General features: G+C 67.1%; 16 protein-coding genes. 6 read left to right on the forward strand and 10 right to left on the reverse strand.

Annotated features, from left to right (window positions below; genetic code table 11):
• Nucleotides 1–15: 15 nt before the first annotated feature.
• From ACPPVQ_RS15170 to ACPPVQ_RS15190, 5 genes are all read right to left on the reverse strand, one after another.
• Nucleotides 16–1,110, reverse strand: a complete 1,095-nt coding sequence (locus ACPPVQ_RS15170) for a hypothetical protein (RefSeq protein ID WP_426515951.1) — start codon at nt 1,108–1,110, stop codon at nt 16–18.
• A gap of 177 nt (nt 1,111–1,287) precedes the next feature.
• Entirely contained in the window at nt 1,288–2,343 is a 1,056-nt protein-coding gene (locus tag ACPPVQ_RS15175; RefSeq protein WP_426515952.1) for a hypothetical protein, read from the reverse strand.
• Between the two features lie 88 nt (nt 2,344–2,431).
• Entirely contained in the window at nt 2,432–3,010 is a 579-nt protein-coding gene (locus tag ACPPVQ_RS15180) for an N-acetyltransferase family protein (protein WP_426515953.1), read from the reverse strand.
• 53 nt (nt 3,011–3,063) lie between these two features.
• Nucleotides 3,064–3,756, reverse strand: coding sequence for a uracil-DNA glycosylase (locus tag ACPPVQ_RS15185; RefSeq protein ID WP_426515954.1), 693 nt, complete (start codon nt 3,754–3,756; stop codon nt 3,064–3,066).
• A gap of 10 nt (nt 3,757–3,766) precedes the next feature.
• The gene (locus ACPPVQ_RS15190; RefSeq protein WP_426515956.1) at nt 3,767–4,291 is read right to left on the reverse strand and encodes a phosphoribosyltransferase; all 525 of its coding nucleotides are present in this window, start codon (nt 4,289–4,291) and stop codon (nt 3,767–3,769) included.
• A gap of 47 nt (nt 4,292–4,338) precedes the next feature.
• Between ACPPVQ_RS15190 and ACPPVQ_RS15195 the strand changes: the two genes are divergently transcribed.
• On the forward strand, nt 4,339–5,829 hold the full coding sequence (locus ACPPVQ_RS15195; RefSeq protein WP_426515957.1) for an MFS transporter: 1,491 nt from the start codon (nt 4,339–4,341) through the stop codon (nt 5,827–5,829).
• Nucleotides 5,830–5,875: 46 nt separating this feature from the next.
• Here ACPPVQ_RS15195 and ACPPVQ_RS15200 read toward each other — a convergent pair whose 3' ends face one another.
• Together ACPPVQ_RS15200 and ACPPVQ_RS15205 are read right to left on the reverse strand one after the other, a co-directional pair.
• Nucleotides 5,876–6,598 carry a potassium channel family protein gene (locus ACPPVQ_RS15200; RefSeq protein ID WP_426515959.1) on the reverse strand — a complete coding sequence of 241 codons (723 nt, stop codon included), beginning with the start codon at nt 6,596–6,598 and terminating at the stop codon, nt 5,876–5,878.
• Nucleotides 6,598–7,380, reverse strand: coding sequence for an SDR family NAD(P)-dependent oxidoreductase (locus ACPPVQ_RS15205; protein ID WP_426515960.1), 783 nt, complete (start codon nt 7,378–7,380; stop codon nt 6,598–6,600). Before ACPPVQ_RS15205 ends, ACPPVQ_RS15200 begins: the two co-directional genes overlap by 1 nt.
• A gap of 132 nt (nt 7,381–7,512) precedes the next feature.
• Between ACPPVQ_RS15205 and ACPPVQ_RS15210 the strand changes: the two genes are divergently transcribed.
• The 5 genes from ACPPVQ_RS15210 (at nt 7,513) to ACPPVQ_RS15230 (ending at nt 13,411) form a co-directional block, all read left to right on the forward strand.
• Nucleotides 7,513–8,835 carry a bifunctional o-acetylhomoserine/o-acetylserine sulfhydrylase gene (locus tag ACPPVQ_RS15210; RefSeq protein WP_426515962.1) on the forward strand — a complete coding sequence of 441 codons (1,323 nt, stop codon included), beginning with the start codon at nt 7,513–7,515 and terminating at the stop codon, nt 8,833–8,835.
• Nucleotides 8,836–9,090: 255 nt separating this feature from the next.
• Nucleotides 9,091–10,296, forward strand: coding sequence for a homoserine O-acetyltransferase MetX (gene metX, locus ACPPVQ_RS15215; protein ID WP_426515963.1), 1,206 nt, complete (start codon nt 9,091–9,093; stop codon nt 10,294–10,296).
• A gap of 69 nt (nt 10,297–10,365) precedes the next feature.
• Complete coding sequence (locus ACPPVQ_RS15220; protein WP_426515964.1) at nt 10,366–11,529, forward strand: sensor histidine kinase; 1,164 nt, start codon at nt 10,366–10,368, stop codon at nt 11,527–11,529.
• A complete protein-coding gene (locus ACPPVQ_RS15225; protein ID WP_426515966.1) occupies nt 11,526–12,716 on the forward strand; it encodes a hypothetical protein in 1,191 nt (396 codons plus the stop codon). Before ACPPVQ_RS15220 ends, ACPPVQ_RS15225 begins: the two co-directional genes overlap by 4 nt.
• Nucleotides 12,717–12,754: 38 nt before the next feature.
• Nucleotides 12,755–13,411, forward strand: a complete 657-nt coding sequence (locus ACPPVQ_RS15230) for a response regulator transcription factor (RefSeq protein WP_345761618.1) — start codon at nt 12,755–12,757, stop codon at nt 13,409–13,411.
• Between the two features lie 233 nt (nt 13,412–13,644).
• Here the strand turns inward: ACPPVQ_RS15230 and ACPPVQ_RS15235 are convergent, their stop codons facing one another.
• The 3 genes from ACPPVQ_RS15235 to ACPPVQ_RS15245 all read right to left on the reverse strand — a co-directional run bounded on the left by ACPPVQ_RS15235 (nt 13,645) and on the right by ACPPVQ_RS15245 (nt 16,754).
• Nucleotides 13,645–14,934, reverse strand: coding sequence for an MFS transporter (locus ACPPVQ_RS15235; protein WP_426515967.1), 1,290 nt, complete (start codon nt 14,932–14,934; stop codon nt 13,645–13,647).
• 75 nt (nt 14,935–15,009) lie between these two features.
• Nucleotides 15,010–15,327 carry a thiamine-binding protein gene (locus tag ACPPVQ_RS15240; RefSeq protein WP_426515968.1) on the reverse strand — a complete coding sequence of 106 codons (318 nt, stop codon included), beginning with the start codon at nt 15,325–15,327 and terminating at the stop codon, nt 15,010–15,012.
• Between the two features lie 5 nt (nt 15,328–15,332).
• Nucleotides 15,333–16,754 carry a hypothetical protein gene (locus tag ACPPVQ_RS15245; RefSeq protein ID WP_426515969.1) on the reverse strand — a complete coding sequence of 474 codons (1,422 nt, stop codon included), beginning with the start codon at nt 16,752–16,754 and terminating at the stop codon, nt 15,333–15,335.
• Between the last annotated feature and the right edge of the window lie 24 nt (nt 16,755–16,778).

A 16,778-nucleotide genomic window follows, 5' to 3' on the forward strand; every position in this document is an offset into this window, starting at 1 on the left:
CGGAATGAACGACCTCTAGTGATACCCGAGGTTCGAGAGGACCGCTTTCGCCATGGCCGTCAACTGGTCGAGTCGCGCCGTCGCGTCACCCACCTGCACCCATCCGCCGCCCGCGACGACATCGAGCGTCCCGGTCTTCTGATCGTAGAGCGCCCGATCGCCGACCCCGGTGACGACCTGCCCTGGGGCACCACCGCTCGCGACCCGGGCGCGCTCCGCGGTGTCGACGTACAACGCGCCTCCGGGCAGCACAGCAAGCTCGAGGGAGAACGTTCCGGACGTCGCAGTGAGTATGCAGTAGTACGAGTCGACGAGTTGGGCCGCTCCGAGTGTCGAGATGGCATCCTCGCCCCCTTCCCCCTTGGCTTCGTGGGGACCCTCGATCGGGAACACTGTCGTGATCTGCGCGGGCGTCGCCAATTGGTTACACGTCGAGGCACCGTTGATCGACCCCGCCGACGGTTCCCAGAGCGCACTAGGTGGGGCGAACGCCGAGACCGCACTGTTGACGCTGCTGAAGAGCGTCGCCATAGCTGCGTCCGTCCTCGAATCGACCGTGTTGCCGGCCCTTGCCACCGACCCTGCCACGCCGTAGCCGTTGACGAGTTCGCGGAAGACGCACGACGTCGCCCAACCCATGAAGTTACAGAACGAGTACGAATCCGCGCCGTAAGCGGCTTGACGATCCTCGCCTCCGACGCCGATGCCGTGGCGTTCGTCATCGAATGCGGACGTGGTCACATCTGGCACGATCGTGACGTACACATTGGTCGTCTCGAGGTAGGAACGCGCCGGATCGCTGCTCCACCGGCAGGTCAGCGCACCCTCCCGATCATCGGCGTACGAAACCGGATTCGCCGAGCGTTCGGGCTTCGCCGCTACGACGGAGACTCCCGCCGCAGCATCGGCGGCAGCGTGCGGCACGAGCGCATCGCAGGTAGTGGGTACACGGACGGTCGGCCCTGCCTCCGCCGGCGTTGGCGTGGGTGTCGCACTGGGAGCCGCCACCACGGGGGCGTTCGTGTGCACCGCGACAGGTGCCGCGCATCCGGAGAGTGTTGCGATCGAGACCACTGCGAGAACGACGGTGACCCCGTGCTGGTACCTCATATTCCCCCCTAGGCATGATCCATCGTGTGGACCTGTAGCGGGATACTAGCCGACGGCGACCGCTGCCAGCGCGCAGGATGCGAAACCGTTACTTGAGGGATTTCTGAATGAGAAGTTCTCGTGCATCTTGATGGATGCCTCGGCACCCTTGTCGGCGATGACCGCGATCAGCTGAAACTAGCCCCGCATGTAGCCGTTATTCGTGAGGACCACTTGTGCGAGGGCGACCAGCTGATCGTCGGTGGCACCTGTGGCCCCGACCTGCACCCAGCCATCAGCGGCGATCACGTTCAGGTCGCCGTCCCCACCGATGAAAGCCGAGTCGCCGAGACCTGAGATGTCCCGCGCGCCGTCCGTCCTGACCTGGGATGCGTAGACGGCTCCACCAGGAAGAACGGCAACGCGTGCGTCGGCATTCGACGGCCCGTCCGATGTCCAGATGCAGTTGTACCCACCGACCTGGCGGTCGACGTCGAACAGGGAAGTCGAGTACTCGCCGTCGTCACTCTTCGACACTCGGGCCGAGACAAGTCCGACGGTCGCCGCGAGCTGGTCTGCCGTCGCCAGACCATCGCAATCCGTGGTCCCTCGCAGGTCAGGCGTCGGCTTCCACAGCGAGTCAGGCGCGGGCAGCGCCGAGACGATCCCGTAGACGCGCTCGAGGAATGACTGCGACGCGGTGGGCGGGACTGTGGTTCCGGCGCCGCCCACGATGTAGCCACTGGCTCCGTAGCCGGAGGTGAGGAAGAAGAACCCGCCGAACCCACTGCTCGGGTGGACCAGATAGGTGTCGGGGCCGACCGTTGACGGTGTCCCGCCCCCCGATTCTCCGTTGAGGAAGTACTCGAATCCATCACGTGTAGCGTCCGGCGCCACCGTCACGTATACCGTCACCGAGCCGTCAGCCCCAGAGGGCTTCCCGTTCGACCACTCGCACTCGAGCGATCCAACCCGGGCATTGCCGTAGCCGGTGGGATTCATCGTGTGCTCCCGCGCAACCGGCGACAGGTTCGCGCCCGTCAGAGGCTGGATGATCGCTGCCGGCATCAGCTCGTCACAGGTGGTGTGCACCCGGAGGGTCGGCCCTGTCGCCACCGGCGTCGGCGTGGGAGTAGCGCTGGGAGCCGCCACCACGGGGGCGTTCGTTTTCACTGCGACAGCTGCCGCGCATCCGGTGAGCGTTGCGATTGAGACCGCCGCGATAATCACCGCGGCGATGCGTCGGTACCTCATATTCCCCCCTAGGCATGATCCATCGTGTGGACCTGTAGCGGGATACTAGCCGACGGCGACCGCAGTCACCGCGCAGGATGCGAAACCGTTACTTGAGGGATTTCTGCATGAGCACGGTGCCGAGCCAGCGGTCGAATTTGTAGCCGACCCTGCCCATCTCGCCGATCTTGGTGAACCCGAAATTCTCGTGCATCTTGATGGATGCTTCGGCACCCTTGTCGGCGATGACCGCGATCATCTCTTTCAGCCCCGCCGCCTTCGACTCGTCGATGAGCGCCTGCATCAGGACGGGCCCGAGACCCTTGCCGGTGGACGCCGCACCCAGGTAGATCGAGTTCTCGACCGTGAACCGGTAGGCGCGTTTCTGCTTCCACGGGGAGACGAGCGCATAGCCGAGGATCTGCCCGCTCGGCGACACGGCGACGATGAACGGCATGTTCAGCTTCTTGAGGTAGGCGAACTTCGATTTCCACTCGCGCAGCGTCATCGCGTCTTCGTCGAAGGTCACCGTGCTGTTGGCGACGTAGTGGTTGTAGATCTCGCGCACCCAGGGGAGGTCGCCGGCAACCGCATCCCGGATCGAGTACTCGAACGGAGGCTCTTCGGGCGCAGGCTTGCGCAGGTGGCGCGGAAGCTCGCGCCGCGTCTCGTATTCCTCCTCAAGCACCCTGCGAGTTTACGCCAGCACTGTTTCGGCCACGTAAACGCCAGGAGCCGGATTCAGTCTTCGAGACTCCAGTCGACGGGCTGCGAGCCGAGCCGCTCGAGCAGGTCGTTCGCTCGCGAGAACGGTCGGGAACCGAAGAATCCGCGGGATGCGGAGAGCGGGCTCGGATGTGCGGACTCGATGACCGGCGTCGCACCGAGCATCGGCTTCAGGGTGCCAGCATCCCGGCCCCACAGGATCGCCACGAACGGCCTGTCCCGGGCGACGAGGGTGCGGATGGCGTGGTCGGTGACCTGCTCCCATCCCTTACCGCGGTGCGATGCCGGCTCGCCGGGCCGTACCGTGAGCACCCTGTTCAGCAGCATGACGCCGTGCCGGCTCCACCCGGTCAGGTCGCCGTGGGCGGGCGGCGTCACGCCCAGGTCGGAGCGCAGTTCCGTATAGATGTTCTGCAGGCTGCGCGGCAGCGGGCGCACGTGCCGTTCGACGGCGAACGAGAGGCCGATCGGGTGCCCGGGCGTGGGGTACGGGTCTTGCCCGACGATGAGCACCTGCACGTCGTCGAGTGGCGCGGCGAAGGCCCTGAGCACGTTCGGCCCGGCCGGCAGGTAGCCGCGGCCGGCGGCCGTCTCGCCACGCAGAAATTCGCCCATCGCCGCGATCCGGTCGGCGACCGGCTCCAGCGCGCGAGACCATCCGGGGTCCATCGAGCCGTCTGCCGCCAGTTCGGCGAGGGTCTTGGGCACCACTGGCGACCTATGCCCCGGCTGCGGCCGTGACCGGCGGCAGCGCGGACCACGGGAAGGTGATCCAGCGGGCGGTCCGCCGCCAGAAGAAGTCGGGCACGAGCACCGTACGCGGCTTGGTGTAGAGGCAGGCCGTGCGCACCTGCGCACCGCTGGCTTCGATCAGCTCCACGACCATGGCGAGCGTGCGCCCCGAATCGGAGACGTCGTCGACGAGGAGCACCCGTTTGGCGTCGAGTGCCGTCTGGTCGATCATCGGCGGGAGCACGACGGGTTCAGGGAGCCGCGAGTCGACGCCGGTGTAGAACTCGACGTTGAGCGCACCGCACGCCTTGATGCCGAGGGCGTACGACATGGCGCCGGCGAGGAGAAGGCCGCCGCGCGCGATTGCGACGACCAGATCAGGCTCGAAACCGCTCTCGACGACCTCGGAGGCGAGGTGCCTCGAGGCCTCCCCGAACTCGAGCCAGCCGAGCACTTCCCGTTCCGTTTCGGCGAGGACCGCGGTTCCTGAATCGTCGATGTCGGTGGCCATCCATCTACCGTACCCGCCAGTGCTCACCGTGCTGTTAGCATCCTCCAATGACGTCATCGAAGACGGGTACCCGAACCCGCACGACCCGCGCGATCGGCATCACCGCCGGCCTGATCGGGTGGCTGTTCCTGGTGGAGATCACGAGTGGCATACTGCAGGGCTACTACGTGCCGCTCATCTCCGACATCGTCAAGCATCTCGGCATCCACGATGCCGACTACAACTGGTTCGAGGCGGCACAGCTGCTGTTGTCCGCGCTGGTGGTGCCCGTGCTCGCGAAGCTGGGCGACATGTTCGGCCACAAGCGCATCCTTCTGGTCGCAACCGTGTTCACGGCGGTCGCGTCGTGGGGCATCGCGTTCGCCGGCAACTTCACCTCGTACCTCATCGCCTTCGCACTGCAGGGCTTCTACACGGTCTGGCTTCCGCTCGAGATCGCCCTCATCTTCGATCGCGGGCGCCGTACCGGTACCGCCGCATCCCGCACCCGGCGCGCAGCCGGCCTTCTCGTCGTCGCGCTCGAGGCCGGTGCGATCATCGGCGCACTCGCGGCGGGCAGGCTGTTCACCGCCTTCGGCCAGAACCTGCAGCTCACCCTGATCGTGCCCGCGATCGCCGTCTCGCTGGTCTTCTTCGCGATCTGGTTCGGCGTGCCGGAGTCGGAACCGATGCCGGGCAAGCGACGACTCGACGTCGTCGGATTCAGCATGCTGACCCTGTCGCTCCTGCTCATCACCTCGGGGCTCACCTTCCTGCGGATCAACGGCCCGGGTGCCTTCTGGGTGTGGGCACTGATCGTCGTCGGCGTGGCGGCGATCGTGCCCTTCGTGCGGTACGAGCTCAGGCAGGACGACCCTGCGATCGATATCCGCGTGTTCCGCCAGCCCAACATGTGGCCGGTGCAGCTGACCGCCGGTCTCATCGGCATCAGCCTGCTCGGTGCGCAGGCTCCGCTCAGCACCTTCGCGGGTACCGACCCGAAGAACGGCTACGGTCTCGGCCTCGACGCGAGCGCCCGCTCGACGCTGATCGGCGTCTACCTGGTCTCGATGATCGTCGGCGCGGTGCTGTTCCCGCTCGTGTCGAGGTGGACGCGGCCGCGGGTGGCGCTGATCGGCGCATCCTTCCTCGTCGCGATCGGCTACCTGCTGTTCCTGCCGTTCCACCAGGAGACCTGGCAGGTGATGGTGAACATGTCGATCGCCGGCATCGGTTCGGGCGCGCTCGTCGGCGCGCTGCCGGCCGCCGCCGCAGCTGCAGCGCCTCGCGGGCAGACCGGGATCGCCGCGGCACTCACGAACACCACCAAGACCATCGGCGGATCGTTCGCGTCCGCCGTGTTCGGAGTCGTGCTGCTCACGGGTGCAACCGCGGTCACCGCCACGGCAGCCAGCCTCTTCGGTTACATGCTGGTGTGGACGATCTGCGGACTCGGCGCCCTCGTCGCCGCCGTGCTGCTCTTCTTCGTGCCGAAGCTCGCGTTCGCCGACACGGCACCGGAAGAGGGCGTCGCCGAGGTTCCGGCTCCGGTCGCCTGACGACGCCGATCGGGTGGCCGCCACCCGAACGCCATCCGCCCGCGTGTCACCTGGGTTCGGACTCGCTCGGATCGTCATCCTCGACGATCGCCATGCGTCCCCGCTGCTCGCGGTTGCGCACCGTGACCATCCGATCGTTGAGGAACGACACCAGCGTTCCTGTCGACGTACCGACGATCGCTACACCGCCGATCATGAGGATGACGGCGAGAACACGCCCCATGACGGTGATCGGGAAGTAGTCGCCGTACCCGACCGTGGCCATGGTCACGCACGCCCACCACACGGAGTCGCCGAAGCTCGTGATGTTCGCACCTTTCGCGCTTCGCTCGGCCGCGTATTCCGCCAACGAGATGACATAGATGAACATGACGACGAACGTGGCGGCGATGATGATCACCCGGCGCCGGAGGGCCGCGCCGGAGTTGCCGCCCAGGAGCGGAAGCCGGCCGAGGTATTTGAGCAGCCGGAACGGTCGGGCGATCGGGATGAAGACGGAGAGCAGGTCGACCTTGCTGTGGTTGACGAACCACCATTTGTCCGGGCTCAGCACGACACGCACGATGTAGTCGACGACGAACGCGACCCACACGACGATCAGGGTTGCGGAGAGCACGACGATGAGCGTCTCCGACGGGTTCTCATCGAGGATTCGCCACGAGTAGGCGACGAGGAAGAGCGCGGAGGCGATCAGCAGCGGCCACGTCGTCGCCGCCTCCCAGCGGTCACGCGCGACCGTGTTCCCGGCCGGCTCCGGCTTCGCGGCCATCAGCTGTCGTCTCGGACCGCGAGTTCGCCCTTGTGGAAGCGGTATGGCGCGGCCTGGGCCACCGGTTTGATCACGATCAGGTCGAGGTCGACGTGCCGTGGCCGTTCGAGGGCCGCGACGATGGTCTCGGCGACGTCCTCCGCCGTAAGGGGGTTGGGTACGTCGTCGTAGACTGCGTCGGCGCGCGCCTTGTCGCCGCCGAACCGCACCAGGGAGAACTCCTCGGTCGCGACCATGCCCGGTGCGACCTCGATGACGCGGATGGGCTCACCGTTGAGTTCCAGCCGCAGCACCTCGGTCAGTGCGTGCTCGGCGAACTTCGCCGCGTTATAGCCGCCTCCGCCCACGTATGCCGTGTGGCCGGCAATGGAGGTCACGTTCAGGATGTCGGCATGCCCGGACTCGGCCGCCGCCTGCCGGAGCAACGGGAGCAACGCTTCGATCACACGCTTCGTCGCGACCACGTTGATGTCGAACATCCGCACCCAGTCCTCGGCGAGCGACTTCTCTACGGAGTCGAGGCCCAGGGCGCCACCCGCGTTGTTCACGAGCGCGTGGATGGGGCCGGTCGCCTCGAGGTGCCGGCGGAGCGCATCCACCTCGTCCTGCACCGTGAGGTCGGCTGTGAAGACGGAGATCCCGGTCCCGTCAGCCAGTTCAGCAAGACGCTCGGTGCGTCGCGCGACCCCCACCACATCCCAGCCCTGCGCCCGGAAGAGCCGCGCTGTCGCCGCCCCGATCCCCGAGCTCGCGCCCGTCACCACCACTCGCCGTTTCGTCATGACCCCTATTTTCCTCGTCCGCCCGGATTACGCAGTATTTCGGCGCCGTTGCCGCGTGCCGGATGCGCGCCTAGCCTGATGGGGCGGTGACAGGACCACGCTCACCGACGCACCCGACTCCAGGAGAGCACAATGACCAACGCCGCCGAATGGCAGTTCGAAACCAAGCAGATCCACACCGGAGCTTCGCCCGACCCTGTCACCAACGCGCGGGCGACGCCGATCTACCAGACCACGTCGTACGTCTTCAACAACTCGGAGCACGCCAAGAACCTGTTCGCGCTGGCCGAGTTCGGCAACATCTATACGCGCATCCAGAACCCGACCCAGGCGGTCGTCGAGGAGCGCGTCGCCGCACTCGAAGGGGGCACCGGCGCCCTCCTCGTCGCATCGGGCCAGGCCGCAGAGACCTTCGCCGTGCTGAACATCGCCCAGGCCGGCGACCACATCGTCTCGTCGAGCTCGATCTACGGCGGAACGTACAACCTCTTCAAGTACACGCTCGCCAAGCTCGGCATCGAGACCACCTTCGTCGAGAACCAGGACGACGCCGACGAGTGGCGTCGCGCGGTCCGCCCGAACACCAAGCTGTTCTTCGCCGAGACCATCGGCAACCCGAAGATCAACATCCTCGACATCACGCTCGTCGCCGACGTCGCACACGAAGCCGGTGTGCCGCTCATCGTCGACAACACGATCGCCACGCCGTACCTGATCCGTCCGTTCGAGTTCGGCGCCGACATCGTCATCCACTCGGCCACGAAGTTCCTCGGCGGTCACGGAACGGTCATCGGCGGTGTCATCGTCGACGGCGGAAAGTTCGAGTGGACGAAGAACGTCGCGAAGTTCCCCGGCCTCACCGAGCCCGACCCGTCGTACCACGGCGCCAGCTACACGGCCGCGGTCGGCGACGGCCTCGCCTACATCATCAAGGCGCGCGTCCAGCTGCTCCGCGACCTCGGCTCCGCGATCGCGCCCGCGAGCGCCTGGCAGCTCATCCAGGGCATCGAGACGCTCTCGCTGCGCGTCGAGCGCCACGTGCAGAACGCACAGGAGATCGCCGAATACCTCGAGAACCACCCGGATGTCGCCTCCGTCAACTACTCCGGACTCCCCACGAGCCCGTGGTACGCGGCCGCCAACAAGTACGCCCCGAAGGGTGTCGGTGCGGTGCTGTCGTTCGAGCTCAAGGGTGGAGTGGATGCGGGTGCCGCCCTCGTCGACAACCTCTCGCTGTTCAGCCACCTGGCCAACATCGGCGATGTGCGCAGCCTGGTGATCCACCCGGCGTCGACCACCCACTCGCAGCTCACCCCCGAGCAGCAGCTGACCGCCGGCGTCACGCCGGGCCTGGTGCGCCTCTCGGTGGGCCTTGAGAACATCGACGACCTGAAGGCCGACCTCGACGCCGGACTCGCCGCCGCACGCTCGGTCGCGGAGGCCGCGCGCGCGTAGCTTGGGTTCTGTCCTGGGGGCTCGCGATCTTCGGATTGCGGGCCCCTTTCCCACATCCGCGCCGTAGGCCGCTGCGACCGGATTGGGTCGGGTTCGGCGACGCTCGGCGTCCGGCCGCCGCATCCCCGCCACCGCGGGACATCCCCGCCACGTCGAGCTGGCGGGCACAGCCCGGGCTGGCGGGCACACGCGACAGCAGCAGCGCGCGACGTAACACGGCGGCGCAGGCATCCGGCGTCCGCCAGAATTGGTCTTATGGAGTGGCAGACATCGGCGGACACGGCGCCGTCGAGTTTCATCACCGAGGCGCAGGCCCGGTCGCTGCTCGGCAAGCCCCCGGCGAGCGGCGCCTGGCGTGAGAGCGACCCTGCCGGCAACCGCCGGTTCGCGGGGATCGGCGCCTTCACGTTCGAAAGCGGCGAGAACCTCCCGTACGTGCGCATCGCTTACGAGACCTGGGGTGAACTCTCCCCCGCCCGCGACAACGCGGTGCTGGTGCTCCATGCCCTGACCGGCGACAGCCACCTGATCGGACCGGGCGGCCCCGGGCATCCGACAGCCGGCTGGTGGGACGGCATCGTCGGACCGGGCAAAGCCATCGACACCGACCGCTGGTTCGTGGTCGCCCCGAACATGATCGGCGGATGCCAGGGCACGACGGGGCCGGCGTCACTTGCACCCGACGGATACGAATGGGGTCCGCGGTTCCCGTTCACGACCATCCGCGACCAGGTGAACGCGCAGGCCGCTTTCTCCGACGCGATCGGGATCGACCGCTGGGCCGGCGTCATCGGCGGATCGATGGGCGGGATGCAGTCGCTCGAATGGGCGGTCGGCTTTCCGGAGCGGGTCGAACGTGTCGCCGTCATCGCAGCACCCCCGTACTCCACCGCCGACCAGATCGCGCTCAACTCGGTGCAGATCGAGGCCGTGCGCACCGATCCTCTCTACCGCTCCGGGCACTACTACGACGCCGACGACGGCGACGGCCCGCACCGTGGCCTCGCCCTCGCACGCCGCATGGCCCTCCTCAACTACCGCAGCCCCTCCGAGCTCAACGACCGCTTCGAGCGCACCTGGCAGAGCGAGATCAGCCCATTGGGCAAGGGCGGTCGTTTCGCCGTCGAGTCCTACCTCGACTTCCACGGGAACAAGTTCACCCGCCGGTTCGACGCCAACAGCTACATCACCCTGGTCGAGGCCATGAACGCGCACGATGTCGGGCGCGATCGCGGCGGTGTCGAGGCGGCGCTGACGCTCGCGACGTCGCGAGCCCTGGTGGTCGGGATCGACAGCGACCGCCTGTTCCCTCTCGAAGGCCAGGTGGAGATCGCGCGACACCTGCCCGGCAACATCGACGGACACTCTACGGTCGTATTAGAGTCTGATTTCGGACACGACGGATTCCTGATCGAAGACGAGCTGGTCGGAAAACAGTTGCGCCGTCTGTTCGCGGAATAGACAAGACGCGCGGAGTGTCACGGCGGAGCGCGCGCGCCGGGCATCCGTCCGCCGATGAGAGAAGGTCGAATGTCGCGCATCCAGAAGGAGCGTGATCGCCTTCTCAGCACCACGGCGAGATATGTCGGACTGACCGCGACCGCGACCACGCTGCTGTGCCTGAGCATCCCCGGGGCGATGCCGCTTCCGCTCTACCTGGCATCCGTCGTCCTGCTCACCGGGCTCGCATACGGCCAGCTGCGCCTCGGTTCCCTGCATCCAGCGATCTGGGTGGTGACGATCGTTGCGGCGGGCGTGGCGCTCATCCTCATGCAGGTCCTCCCCGGCGTACCACTCAACCCTGCGGCGATCAGTGCACTCGGGATGCTCGCAGGCGGCGCCGTGGCATCCACCGCCATCGTGCTGGTCACCACCCCCCGTCGCGTCGTCGGGCTCGTCGTGTCGTTCGTCATCACGTTCACAGCTGCCGCCGGCGCACTCCTCCTGACCTCCTCGCGAGTTGCAGAGCCTCTCGCGCTGACCCTCGCGGGATGGTGCGCACTGACCATCACCGGCGTTTGGCTGTCGCGCACCGTCCCACGCACGCTCAAACGCATCACGACCATGAGCCGCGCCTACCGGGTCGAACGCCACGCCAGCGAGACGGAGGCGCGACGACGCCAGGGTGCCCGGCTGCTGCACGACACCGTGCTTGCAACGCTCACCCTGCTGGCCCACTCCGGCGTGGGGGTCAGCGTCTCCGCCCTCACGGAACAGGCGGCAGAGGATGCTGCACTACTGCGACAACTCAGGCTCGGTTTCGACCCCGACCCGACAGCATCGGGCGACTACAAGCTGAAACCTGTCGAAGAGTCCACCCTCGGCAACACCCTCGAGTCGGTCAAGCAGCGGTTCAAGCGTATGGGCCTCGAAGTCAACTGGCACGGAACCGGCCAGGTGCTGCTGCCGAGCGAGGTGCTCGACTCGTTCCTCCTGGCGCTCGCCGAATGCCTGGAGAACGTCCGGAGACACAGTGGCGTCAGCGAGGCACATGTGACCATCACCGACGACGAGACGACCGTGCGCGCCATGGTCACCGATTCCGGCAAGGGGTTCGACGTAGCCTCCATCGAAGAAGGCCGGCTGGGCTTCACGGAGTCGATCGTCGCCCGCCTGCGCGACGTCGGGGGAAATGCACGCCTGTTCTCGTCGCCCGGGTCCGGCACGACCGTGGTGCTGGAGGTGCCGAAGTGACCGCATCCCTGTCCTCGATGGTGACGAGCGCGACCGAACGGGACGCGCTCAACCGCTCCCGCCTCGAAATCGGCTTCAACCTCGCCGGGTGCGTGCTGATCGCCTACCAGGTGACGATCATGCTGCTCAACCTGGGCGACTACCCGGCACTCCCCTTCACGATCGCAGCCTGGGTGATCCTCATCGCCACGCTCGTCATCGGCCTGGTCATCCATCGCCGGTATTCCGAGCACCTTCCGACAGGCCTGTTCATCGGCGCCCTCGCCGCCTGGGCAGTCGTGGTCGCGCTCGACATCGCCGGTACCTGGAACTCCGGGGACCAGGGCGCTCCGCCCACCGCCGCTGTCGCCGTGGGGGCCGCGCTGCTGCTCTGCGTCACCCTGCGGCCGCCGCGCGACATCGTCATCACATCCATCGCACTCGGCATCATCCTCGCGGGAGCGTTCGCGCTCCATGGGCAGCACGACCCGTTCGCACTCGGTCCCGCATTCATCACGATCGCGCTCTCGGTCGCGCCGCCACTTCTCGGCGTGCAGATCGTGCGGTCCCTGCGCACGGTCGTACAACTCGAACTCGACCTCGTGCAGGTGCAGAGCACGGTGAGCTCACCGCGATTCGCCGTCGGCATGATGGCCAGCGAAGAACTCGCCCGCCTCGACCTCGCGGCGGAACGCCTTCTCGACGGTGTCGCCACCGGCCGCACCCCGCTCCCCCTCGACGAGCACACGGCGTCAGAAGCCGCATCCATTGCGACCGAACTGCGACTGCACCTCATCCAGGGTCGCCGCGAGACCTGGCTCTATCATGCGGTCACCGAATCGGCCCTGCTCGGCCCTGCAGTGACCGTGAGCGATCCCGACGGGCTCGCGGGGCTGCTCACCCGTGATCAGCGTGACGGCCTTCTCACGGCCATCTGGCTGCTCATCAGCGACCCCGTGCGACTCGGGCAGAACCAGCCACGAGAGCTTCAGGTCACCCTCGAACGACGCATCCGGGAGCACGGGATGGACTCGTCGGCGGGAATCCACATCCCGATCACGATTTCAGCCACCGGTGTGCCGCGAAACGGGGTAGACCCTGCGGCGTGGCAAGCTATCAGGAAGGTGGGTCGATACGTCGAGACCTTCTCGGGTACTACGCTGCGGATTGATATCGAAAGCGTTGTCGACAACCCGGCCGACCTGTAGCCGGAAGCCCCCGGCAACGGCATGACGAAAGGCCACACGTGAGCGAGCCAGCGCAACCCATACGAATTGCGATCGTCGACGATCACAAGATGCTCCTCGGCGCACTGACTGAGTGGATCCGCAGCGCAGCAGACGACATCCGCATGGTAGCGGCCGTCGCCAGCTGGCCCGAACTGCTGACGCACCCTGAGTTCCCCGTAGACGTCGTACTCCTCGACCTCGACCTCAAAGACAACATCCCGGTGTCGTTGAAGCTGTCGACGCTGAAGACCACCGGGGTGCGCACCGTGCTGATGAGCACATACTCAGAGCCGGCCGTCGTACGCGAAGCCCTTGCGGCAGGCGCGCTCGGCTACCTCGTGAAAAGCGAAGACGCTGAAATGATCGTCGAGGCGATCCGAGCCGCGAGCAAAGGCGAGTCGTTCATCTCGGCCGAACTCGACCTGGCACTCAACGCCGGCGAGGTGGGCGGCGCACCCAAACTGAGTGCGCAGGAACGCCGCGTCATGGCGCTGTACGGTGCGGGCGAGCCGGTCAAGGCTGTCGCGTTCCAGCTCGGCATCTCCGACGAGACCGCGAAAAGCTACCTCAAGCGCATCCGCGAGAAATACCGCGTTGCGGGATACGACGTGGGAACGAAGGTCGCACTGCGCAAGCGTGCGATCCAGGACGGGATTCTCCTCCAGGGGGACTGAGCTGTGCTTGCTGGCGCGCCGGTCCCCGCCCGGCGCGCGCTGGCGCCGTGCTTGCTGGCGCGCCGGTCCCGGCCCGGCGCGCGCTGGCTTCGCTGCGGCCCGACGCGACGGCCCTTCGCTTCGCGCGTGCCGGGGCATGTAGCGGAGGGCGCCCTTGACTGCCATGTGCGCCCAGTGAGCGAGGCTCACGCCGGGGCTAGGGGCCCGAACAACTCAGGGCGTGCAGAGCCGGGTCAGAGCGCGACGGGGGCGGTGTCCACAGGGACGGCGTCGCGATGCGGCGACAGGGACCCGTTCGTGCGGCGGGCGCGACTGCGGTCGATCCCGAAGCTCAGCACCGAGAGGGCGATACCGGCGATGCAGAGCGCGACGCCCACCGCGATCGGCGACAGGTAGCCGAAGCCGGCCGCGATCGTCAGGCCGCCGAGGAAAGCTCCCGACGCATTGGCCATGTTCAGCGCCGAATGGTTGAGCGCAGCGGCGATCGACTGGCTGTCGTGCGCGACGTCCATCAGACGTGTCTGGATGGCCGGCGAGAGCGCCGAACACGCAGCAGCGATGACGAAGAGCGACACCAGAAGGCCCACCACGTTCGCGGCTGTGAAGAACAGCACGGCCAGGCCGACGAGCACGAGCCCGAACGCCACGAGCATGAAGCGCTTGAGGCTGCGGTCTGCGCCCCAGCCTCCGACGAAGTTGCCGACCGTCATGCCGATTCCGACGAGCACGAGCACGAGCGGCACAGCTGAAGAGCTGAGTCCGGTGATCTCGGTGACGATCGGAGCCACATACGTGTAGACCGCGAAGAACCCACCGAACCCGATGGCGCCGATCGCCAGGGTCAGCCAGACCTGCAGGCGCGTGAACGCGCGCAGTTCCCTCCGCATCGTCGCTGCGGGGTTTCCCGCCTGCCACGGCACGAGGGTCGCGACGGCGGCGAAGGTCGCGACGAAGATCGCGGCGACCACGAGGTAGGCGACGCGCCATCCGTGTTCCTGGCCCAGCCAGGTGATCAGCGGCACGCCGATGACGTTCGCGATCGTGAGGCCCGACAGCACGAAGGCAACACCCTTGCCGCGTTTACCCGGCCCCATCAGGGAGGCGGCCACGAGCGAAGCGATCCCGAAATACGCCCCATGCGGAAGCGCCGTGAGGAACCGGGCGAGCAGCACCAGCCCGAACGTCGGCGCGAGGGCAGAGGCGACCGTTCCGACCGCGAAGGCCACGAGCAGCCAGAGGAGAAGCTTCTTGCGCGGCCATCGCGCTGCGAGCGCTGCAATGGTTGGTGCGCCGACGACGACGCCGAGCGCGTAAGCCGAGATCACCCATCCGGCCTGCGCGTTCGCATCCGCCGGTGACGACGCGTACAGCGACGGCAGCAGGTCGTGTGCGAGGTTCGGCAGCAGCCCGATGGAGACGAATTCGGACGAACCGATGCCGAAACCGCCCATGGCGAGGGCCAGGAGCGCAAAACGAATACGGGCCGACGACATCTGCGTCGGCCCGTTGGTGGCGGGGTTCACACGTCGAGACTACAGGGAAATCGCCGAAAATCGAATCGATTCGATAAATTCGTGGAAATCGGTCTGCGACCGCCGTCAGTCCTCGGGCGCCGAGCGTTCGAGCGCCGCCTCCAGGCGTTCGACCTTGCCGTTGAGTTCGCCGGTGTGGCCGGGTCGGATGTCCGCCTTCAGCACCAGGGACACGCGTGTGCCGAACGCGCCGACGGCATCCGTCGCCCGTTTGATCACGCCGAAGACCTCATCCCACTCCCCCTCGATCGTGGTGAACATCGAGTCCGTGCGATTCGGGAGCCCGGATTCGCGCACGACGCGAACCGCCGCGGCGACCGCGTCGTGAACCGACGCATCCGGGGCTTCACCGCCGCTGGGAGCGACCGAGAATGCAACAAGCATGATTCCTACTCCTTCGTTTCGAGCGAACCGGGCGTTCCGGCGACGGGAGGCCACGAGGTCGGGATGCCGGTGTCGCGCCGACCGGGACCGCCCGCCCCACCGGCGCCCGCATCCTCACCCTCGACCGCAAGTGCACGGAACGGCCAGACGCGAACCGGGATCTCATCGACATTGTCCATCGACGGATGCGCGGCACGCCAGACCGACCAGACAGCCCACCCGAGCACCACGAGGAGCATGATGTTGCGGGCGGTCAGCACGGCAAGTCCGGCAGGATGCACGTTCAGCACGAGCATGTACAGGTTGGGATACATCACCTGCGTGAGCAGCGCCGTCACGAGCACGAGGATCGCCGGCGTGCGGAAGCCGCGGCCTCGATAGACGAGCCCGACCACGACCGGTGCGGCCAGCCAGGTGATGTACTGGGGCGATCCGACCTTGTTGAAGACGATGAGGGTGGCGACGAGCGCCAGGCTCAGTGACGGCAGGAGTCGTGTCATCGGTGCGCCTGAACGCACCGCCCGGATCCCGATGAGCAGCACGACGACGACCGCGATGCCGAGCAGGGGATTCATCAGCGAGCTGGCGACGGAGCTGCCGTCGCCCGTGACCTCGAATGTGCGCAGTTCAGGGTCGTAGTAGACGAACGCGTGCGGCCTGGCCAGCGCGGCCTCCCACATCCACGGCGCGCTGACCGGCGCTTCGATCTGGAGACCGCGGCCGGTCTGCATGGTGATGAAGCTGAGCACGTGCCAGCCGGCGCCGAACGTGAGGGCCAGGATGACGAGGATGAGACTCGTCACCCCAGCGACGACCAGCACCTGCCAGCGGGTTCGCACGGAGACCACGACCGCGGCGAGGATGGCGGCGGGCCAGACCTTGATCCAGGTCGCGGCCGTGAGCATGACGACAGCCACCCGTTCACGCAGGGTCAGCCAAAGAAGTCCGACGATCACGAGCGGAACCGAGACCGAGTCGAGCCTGCCGATGGCGATCGGGCCGAGCAGGAGCAGGAATCCGAGCCACCACCAGGCTGCGACGAGCTGCCGGGGGCGGCGGCCGATGGTGAGCACCGCGAATGCCCCGGCGTCGAGCAGGAGCACGAGGGTCAGCCACGAACCGATGTAGTTGTCGGCACCGAGGAGCAGCGGGAGCATGATCGGAACGATCGCGCCGATCGGATACACCCAGTCGGACTGGATGCCCACCACCGATCCGACCTGCGCGAGTTGCGCCCACGGCTTGTAGACGAGGTAGACGTCGCCGAGCGGCTCGCCGTCAGAATGGAATGCGAGGAAACCCAGCAGCAGGTGCACGAGAAGGAAGGCGATCCACAGCACCAGAGGGGATGCGAGCACCCGGCGAAACCCGGATGCATCGCGCTCCGGCGTCGCCGACCCCGCGCGCAGTGCCGGTTCGAACGCCATAGTCGCCCATCGTAGCGGTGCGAG

The sequence above is a fragment of the Leifsonia sp. McL0618 genome, assembly GCF_049994905.1.
GTDB lineage: Bacteria > Actinomycetota > Actinomycetes > Actinomycetales > Microbacteriaceae > Diaminobutyricibacter.

What these genes read in the sequence shown, in the direction of transcription:
- ACPPVQ_RS15170 (WP_426515951.1), bottom strand. Translation starts at nt 1,110, where the DNA reads ATGAGGTACCAGCACGGGGTCACCGTCGTTCTCGCAGTGGTCTCGATC.
- ACPPVQ_RS15175 (WP_426515952.1), bottom strand. Translation starts at nt 2,343, where the DNA reads ATGAGGTACCGACGCATCGCCGCGGTGATTATCGCGGCGGTCTCAATC.
- ACPPVQ_RS15190 (WP_426515956.1), bottom strand. Translation starts at nt 4,291, where the DNA reads ATGGCCACCGACATCGACGATTCAGGAACCGCGGTCCTCGCCGAAACG.
- ACPPVQ_RS15195 (WP_426515957.1), top strand. Translation starts at nt 4,339, where the DNA reads ATGACGTCATCGAAGACGGGTACCCGAACCCGCACGACCCGCGCGATC.
- ACPPVQ_RS15200 (WP_426515959.1), bottom strand. Translation starts at nt 6,598, where the DNA reads ATGGCCGCGAAGCCGGAGCCGGCCGGGAACACGGTCGCGCGTGACCGC.
- ACPPVQ_RS15205 (WP_426515960.1), bottom strand. Translation starts at nt 7,380, where the DNA reads ATGACGAAACGGCGAGTGGTGGTGACGGGCGCGAGCTCGGGGATCGGG.
- ACPPVQ_RS15210 (WP_426515962.1), top strand. Translation starts at nt 7,513, where the DNA reads ATGACCAACGCCGCCGAATGGCAGTTCGAAACCAAGCAGATCCACACC.
- metX (WP_426515963.1), top strand. Translation starts at nt 9,091, where the DNA reads ATGGAGTGGCAGACATCGGCGGACACGGCGCCGTCGAGTTTCATCACC.
- ACPPVQ_RS15220 (WP_426515964.1), top strand. Translation starts at nt 10,366, where the DNA reads ATGTCGCGCATCCAGAAGGAGCGTGATCGCCTTCTCAGCACCACGGCG.
- ACPPVQ_RS15240 (WP_426515968.1), bottom strand. Translation starts at nt 15,327, where the DNA reads ATGCTTGTTGCATTCTCGGTCGCTCCCAGCGGCGGTGAAGCCCCGGAT.
- ACPPVQ_RS15245 (WP_426515969.1), bottom strand. Translation starts at nt 16,754, where the DNA reads ATGGCGTTCGAACCGGCACTGCGCGCGGGGTCGGCGACGCCGGAGCGC.